The following is a 6290-nucleotide window of genomic DNA, read 5'->3' as shown; positions in this document are numbered from 1 at the left end:
CAGCATTGATGAAACCATGGCAGTAGAAGACGGCGATGTGGTGATGGTGCCAAAAGGCTACCACCCGGTTTCAGCGCCGTACGGCTACGAAAGTTACTACCTCAATGTGATGGCAGGGCCAAAGCGCCAATGGCACTTCAAGAACGACCCTGCACACGAATGGTTAATCAGCAGCGGTCCAGGGCAACCGAATGCAGTCGCACCCGCACCTATTTTTTTTAAGTAAATACAAATTGTTATACCAGCGGGGGTAACTAGTTACGGTATACCCCTGCAGATTTTCCTTTCTGAACGTAGTAGGAGCCTATATGTCTGGTGAAGAATTGATGCAACAGATGCGGGTGATGGAAAGGATTTCTCTCGCCTATCAAACGTTAAGCCCACAGTTACAACGGGTGGCTGATTATTTAGAGAAAAATCAGCATCACATCTGGCAATTGCGCAATATGGACATCGCCGCCGCTTGTAATGTCACCCCTTCTACGATTGCTCGATTTGCAAATCGATTTGGCTATTCCGGTTTTAGTGAATTGCAAGCCGCATTGGTGAGTGATTTTATAAGTCGTCATGCACAACTCCAAGCGCAAACAACAACGGATGTTGTAACTAACATCACCAATGAAGATGTTTTACAGCGTTTAAAAACAGACATCGACAGCATTCAGCAGATTATTCGAAACGATATTATTGGATTTAGCCGTCTGAAATCCTCCATTTTGCACGCCCATCGTGTGCATGTAATTGGGTTGGGTTGGCTATTTTCAGCAGGCATTTACTTAGAAAACACCTTACTAGATAACGAGATTGATGCGAGTGTGATCAATGGCGCGGGAGGCTTTTTTATTAATGAGCTGCAACGTATTAAAAAAGATGATTTTTTGATTGTGATTGGAGATAGACAAGACCTACAGCTCTTTGATGAACTTATGAAGTTTAATCGATCGATTAAACCGCAAACCGCCTTAATTTCTTCGGATGACCAGCTCAAAAATCCCTTATGGGCAAGTTATAGCGTCATCGTCCCGACAAATAAGCAACCTGCAAAATACAAACGATCCATGATTGCCTATATCGCTTTTCTGAATGCGTTAGTTGAATCACTGCATTAGTCACACATGACACAGATACTAAAAATACGACAACAATAAGTAGGAGAACACAATGCAGATCCGTCACAAATTGATTGTGGTGTTAACCATTTTATTTACATCGTTAATCGTTGTGGGTGGGGCAGGTTTTTTTGTACTAAAAAGCGCTGAAACACGGGTGGAATCAGCGCAAAGTGCTGCATCTATTCGAATTGAAACGTTGTCAGGGTTAAAAGATAAGATCGCAAAAATTCGCACCTATGCTTTTTTACATGCATTTAACTTTGATATGGATGCCAAGGCCACCGTTGAACAAAAGGTGAGTCTACTAGATAAAGAGATTTATGCTGGATTTCAGCTTTACCAAGGTTTATCCAGAGAATCAGACAATGATTTAGTAATGCTGAAAAAGGATATCTCATTATTTGATCAATACAAGTCAGTTAGAGATCAAATGCTAGAGAAATCCAGAAATAATGATAGTTCTTCTGCTCGAGAGATCATTACCAAGGATTTATCACAAGTAGCTGAACAACTGGATCAGACCATTACGACACATATCCAGTTTAACCAAGTAAACCTAAAGCAATCCTACATTGCCATTGCAGAAACTAACCATCAAATCAACCGTGGGTTAGGCATCTTTGTTGGCGTCATTGTGCTGATTTCGTTTGCAATTTCAATTCGAATCTATAAAGAAGTAGGCGGTGGCTTACTAGATATTCAGCAATTTGTCGGCGCCGTTGCCAAGACAAAAGATTTTACGGCGAGACTTCATTTTAAAGGCAAAAATGAGTTTGCTCAGTTAGCAATTACCTTGAATCAGCTTTTTGAAACCTTGCAAGTTAGCTTTAAGCAATTTGCAGATAGCACGACTCAGATGAACCAATCTTCGCAAGTCATGAAGTCTTTTTCTGAACAAGTCGGCGTCTCTGCAAAAGAATCCACCCAAGTTTCGCAAGCAACATTGCAATCTATTCAAAATGTTCAACGCTTGATGGGGGAGGTATCTCTCAAATCTACTCAAGCCGAAGCGGTTGCCAATTCAGCTAGTGCTTATGTCGAAAATTGTAGCAACGTGATTTCTCATACCCTGCAAGACGTTAACAATGTGATTCAATCTGTTAATGAAGTGGGTAGAAGTATTAGTACGTTAGAAAACTATACGAAAGACGTCGATCGTATTGTGCTTGTGATTAAGGAAGTAGCTGAACAAACCAATCTGCTTGCACTTAATGCCGCGATTGAAGCTGCAAGAGCGGGTGAAACGGGGAGGGGATTTGCCGTCGTTGCCGATGAAGTACGCAAATTAGCAGAGCGGACTTCACTCTCCACGATGGAAATTAAAGACACCATTCAAAGCATTAACCAACAAACGTTAGCTGCATCTGGCTACATGAAAAAAGCAGAGGGAAAAATAGCAGAAATCGTCAAAGGTTCGGATGCAGCAATGAATGCTATGTCAGAAATTGATGAGACATCAGAAAAGCTGACTTCTTGTATACATGCCATTGCAGCGGCAGTGAATGTACAAGAAAAAGAGGCCAGCCAAGTGGTTAATCAAGTGGATATTTTATCTACCAATGCCACGCAAACAGAGCGACTAGCGATAGAGAATGTTGAAAAATCCGCTGGTTTAGCCATGTTGGCCGATGATCAGACGAACCGTATTCAACTCTTCAAATATTGAGTGCTTACATAGATGGAGCGTATTTGGTTAGGTTTTTCTTCAGTGCAATTAGTAGATCAACAACAAGTAGACTTTTTATATGTCGTCAATATTCACCACCATACCTGTTTACTGATGCAATGTGTAGATGAACTAGATATTGCCGCCCTTGGCAAGATAATCGAAGGTAAGCAGGTTTTTTTTAAAGATATGGTGAGCCAAACCCAGTACTGTCAATTAATGCAGGCAACAAGAATCTCTTTACCTCCTTTAGCATTAATCGAGGTAAAGCACTATTTTGGGCAGTTTCTAGATCAATACCTGTTCACTCAACACTTTGCCTGTTCGATAGATGGATTCAGGCAAGTGTTGAATAAATTGCGGCATCACTACAATCAACGTTACAGTTGTTTGTAGTTTCCATACTATTTATTGAAATAGTCTGTTTTCCAAAGGTTGGCCGCACAATAGAGTTTGAAATCAATCGGGCTCATCAACTGTTTGGTTTCAATCACTTTATTGGCGTGTAGGACATGTTGCAGGGCGGAAGAAGCTTGCCCATCAGGATCTTGATCGAGCACAAAATTCAGCAAACCTTCTTCCATTAGCTTTTTATGCTCATCTGTGGCTTCGTGGGCCACCCAAATTAGATCATTATTTGGTAGATATTTACGAATCGCCGCTTCAATACCTGCAGAACCTGCGCCGCTATTATAAATAGCGACTACATTCTCTGGATTTGGATGACTTTTTAAATGTCTCTGCAAGCAAAGATACACATTATCGACATTGTCGAAATGCTCCATCGGCTGTTCATTAAACGTAAGATGGTGAAATTGTTTTTTCAGCATGTTAGCAAAGCCAGATGTTCGATCTACGTGGGCTTTGTAAGTCAGGTTATTGGTGAGTAAAAATACTTCGCCTTGTTGGCGACTCAGTTTTCCAATCAGATAACCGGCGGTTTCCCCTGCGCTGTAGTTATCAATCCCCGCGTAATGATGCTGCTCAATTCCCGGGAAGTCAGACATTAGTGTGACAACAGTTTCGCCGCGCTTCATCACTTGTGCTAAGGCATTTTTAATTTCCTCGTTAAACCTAGCAACCACAATTAGTCCATTACGACGGAATTTGGGGTAGAGAATATGCTGTACGTAGTTTTCTGTATTTTCTTCTGGAATAACAGTGCGCTGGACAATAATTCTTTCATCTAGCATCTGTGCATAGCGTTGAAGGCTTTGATGTAAACGCTGTAGAAAGTGAGATTTGGCCACTGGCAACAGCACTTCAATTCGGATTAAACCATGACGAATATCTGGCAAAATTCGAGAGACGCCTAGTTTTTTGGCTGCAGCAACCACCTTCGCGCGCGTATCACTAGACACACTACCGCGCTCATTGAGCACACGGTCAACGGTGGTTTCACTCACGCCAGCTTCTAAAGCAATTTCTTGCAGACGAGGCGCTCTTTTTCTTCTTTTTGAATCCATTTTTAGTTTTTTCTAATTGTCTTCTATACTCTGATTATACCTTAACAAAACTTCATAAGATGATGAAAATACAGGAAATTTATTTCTTTTATTAACGTTTAAAAAACCAACTTGAAACGCACGCGGCCAGTTGACAAGGCTTGGTAAATCCGCCATGATATTTTCATGAAAACAGCCAACCAAATGATTACCACCATTACCACGACCTATATTTGCGGGTCGTGTGAGGTACTGTTTTCATCATAATTGAAACCTCATTAGATCCCGCCAGCGATGGAAGGGGTCTACCAATTTCTCCTTTCTAAGTTGGTCAAGAAACGGAGAACATCATGCCAGTAGTCGATACCCCAAAAGCTTTGCTTATCATTGATATGCAAAATGGTCTTTATCATCATTCCGAAAAGCCGTATCAGCGAGAGCAATTGCTTCAAAATATCAATGCACTGATTGCTAAAGCAAGGCAAGCAAAAGCGGGTATTTTTGCGGTCAGGCATACAGGACCAGAAGGTAGCCCTATTGCGAAAGGCAGCCAAACATGGCAGTTGATCAGTGAATTAAGTCTTCATCCTGAGACAGATAAAGTCTTTGATAAGTATTCCCCAAGCGCTTTTCATGGTACAGAGTTGAACCGATGGTTAAAAGAGAAGGGCGTGGAAGAATTGGTCATCGCTGGAATGAAGACACAATATTGTATTGATACTAATTGCCGAATGGCATCTAGCTTAGGCTACAGAACAATCTTAGCAGCGGATGCGCATAGCTGTATGGATACACAAGATCTGTCGGCCCAGCAAATTATTGCTCACCATAATGCAACGTTAGCTGGTCCATTTGTGAAGCTACAATCTAGCAATGACATTCACTTTTAAACTAAATCGCCCGTCCTTATCAGGCGACGGGCGATTTCATCGGTTGTTGGTTACTAGATTAAAACTCTGTAATCACCGTTACACCGGGTACTTCAAACTTATCCATGTTCATTAATACGGGGATGGATTCTTCCAGGTTAATCGTCCGGCCAATCAGCTTTTCTGGTTGTAATTTTCCGCTATGAATCATGGCAAACATTGCGTCGTATCGATGTGCCTGCATCCCATGACTACCTAGGATTTCTAATTCATTAGCAATGACTTTGCTCATTGGCACCGCCGGCATCGTATGATCCCCCAACATAAGCCCCACTTGAACGTGCTTACCTCTTTTACGTAAGTTGCTGATTGAATTAAAACAAGTTGTTGGGTGACCCAAGGCATCTAGAGAGACATGGACGCCACCTTTAGATAGCTGCTGAACGGCCTCTACGACATTAGGCACGTTAGCAGCATTGACAGTCGCAACTGAGCCGAGTGAACGGGCTAATTGCAATTTATCATCAGAAATATCAATCGCAATCACGTTAGCACCTAAGGCATTGGCAATCATAATGGCGGATAAGCCAACCCCTCCGCAGCCATGCACTGCTACCCATTGGCCTGCGCTAGTTTTACCTTGATCGACGACCGCCCTAAAGGAAGTGACAAACCGACAGCCTAAACTCGCCGCCGTGGTGAAATCCATACTCTCAGGCAACGCGACTAGGTTTAAGTCTGCCTCATGAATACCCACATACTCAGCAAATGATCCCCAATGGGTAAATCCAGGCTGAAATTGATGATCACACACTTGCTGATTACCGGAATGACATTCCGCGCAATGACCACAACCGGCAACAAAAGGCACTGTCACCCGATCCCCAATTTTCCATTTTTTTACTTGCTTTCCAACCGCAGAAATCACACCGGAAAATTCATGCCCAGGTACATGAGGAAGATGAATATCTGAATCATGACCGACCCAACCATGCCAATCACTTCTGCAGACGCCGGTCGCTTTTACCTCGATCACCACGCCGTGATCTGCTGGTGTTGGATCATTGACGATCTGAATTTGTGGGGCAGTATTGAAGGATTCATACACGACGGCTTTCATCTTGGTTTCCTCTTTGAAAGATAAAATAATTATGCAGCGTTTGCTAGAAATTACCTGTCTATTTTCACTTGTGGATGA

The 6290-nt window shown here is 42.4% G+C and carries 7 protein-coding genes; 5 read left to right on the top strand and 2 right to left on the bottom strand.

Annotated elements, in window-relative coordinates; all coding sequences use genetic code 11:
- The 4 genes from LIN78_RS16080 to LIN78_RS16065 form a co-directional block, all read left to right on the top strand.
- A partial coding sequence (locus LIN78_RS16080; RefSeq protein WP_227181897.1) for a 5-deoxy-glucuronate isomerase occupies positions 1-226 on the top strand: 226 nt, incomplete at its 5' end.
- Between the two features lie 82 nt (positions 227-308).
- The gene (locus tag LIN78_RS16075) at positions 309-1109 is read left to right on the top strand and encodes a MurR/RpiR family transcriptional regulator (RefSeq protein WP_227181896.1); all 801 of its coding nucleotides are present in this window, start codon (positions 309-311) and stop codon (positions 1107-1109) included.
- Positions 1110-1161: 52 nt separating this feature from the next.
- Positions 1162-2778 (top strand): methyl-accepting chemotaxis protein, encoded by a 1617-nt coding sequence (locus LIN78_RS16070; protein ID WP_227181895.1) that lies wholly within the window; start codon positions 1162-1164, stop codon positions 2776-2778.
- Between the two features lie 42 nt (positions 2779-2820).
- Positions 2821-3174 (top strand): hypothetical protein, encoded by a 354-nt coding sequence (locus tag LIN78_RS16065; protein WP_227181894.1) that lies wholly within the window; start codon positions 2821-2823, stop codon positions 3172-3174.
- 8 nt (positions 3175-3182) lie between these two features.
- Here the strand turns inward: LIN78_RS16065 and LIN78_RS16060 are convergent, their stop codons facing one another.
- Positions 3183-4244, bottom strand: coding sequence for a LacI family DNA-binding transcriptional regulator (locus LIN78_RS16060; RefSeq protein ID WP_227181893.1), 1062 nt, complete (start codon positions 4242-4244; stop codon positions 3183-3185).
- A gap of 329 nt (positions 4245-4573) precedes the next feature.
- Here LIN78_RS16060 and LIN78_RS16055 point away from each other — a divergent pair, with 329 nt between their 5' ends.
- Positions 4574-5113 (top strand): cysteine hydrolase family protein, encoded by a 540-nt coding sequence (locus LIN78_RS16055; RefSeq protein ID WP_227181892.1) that lies wholly within the window; start codon positions 4574-4576, stop codon positions 5111-5113.
- Positions 5114-5171: 58 nt separating this feature from the next.
- Here LIN78_RS16055 and LIN78_RS16050 read toward each other — a convergent pair whose 3' ends face one another.
- The gene (locus LIN78_RS16050; RefSeq protein WP_227181891.1) at positions 5172-6212 is read right to left on the bottom strand and encodes a zinc-dependent alcohol dehydrogenase family protein; all 1041 of its coding nucleotides are present in this window, start codon (positions 6210-6212) and stop codon (positions 5172-5174) included.
- Between the last annotated feature and the right edge of the window lie 78 nt (positions 6213-6290).

It is taken from the genome of Leeia speluncae, from assembly GCF_020564625.1.
Taxonomy (GTDB): Bacteria; Pseudomonadota; Gammaproteobacteria; order Burkholderiales; family Leeiaceae; genus Leeia; species Leeia speluncae.
The sequence above is the reverse complement of the archived record's forward strand: the minus strand, read 5'-3'. Positions and strand labels throughout refer to the sequence as shown.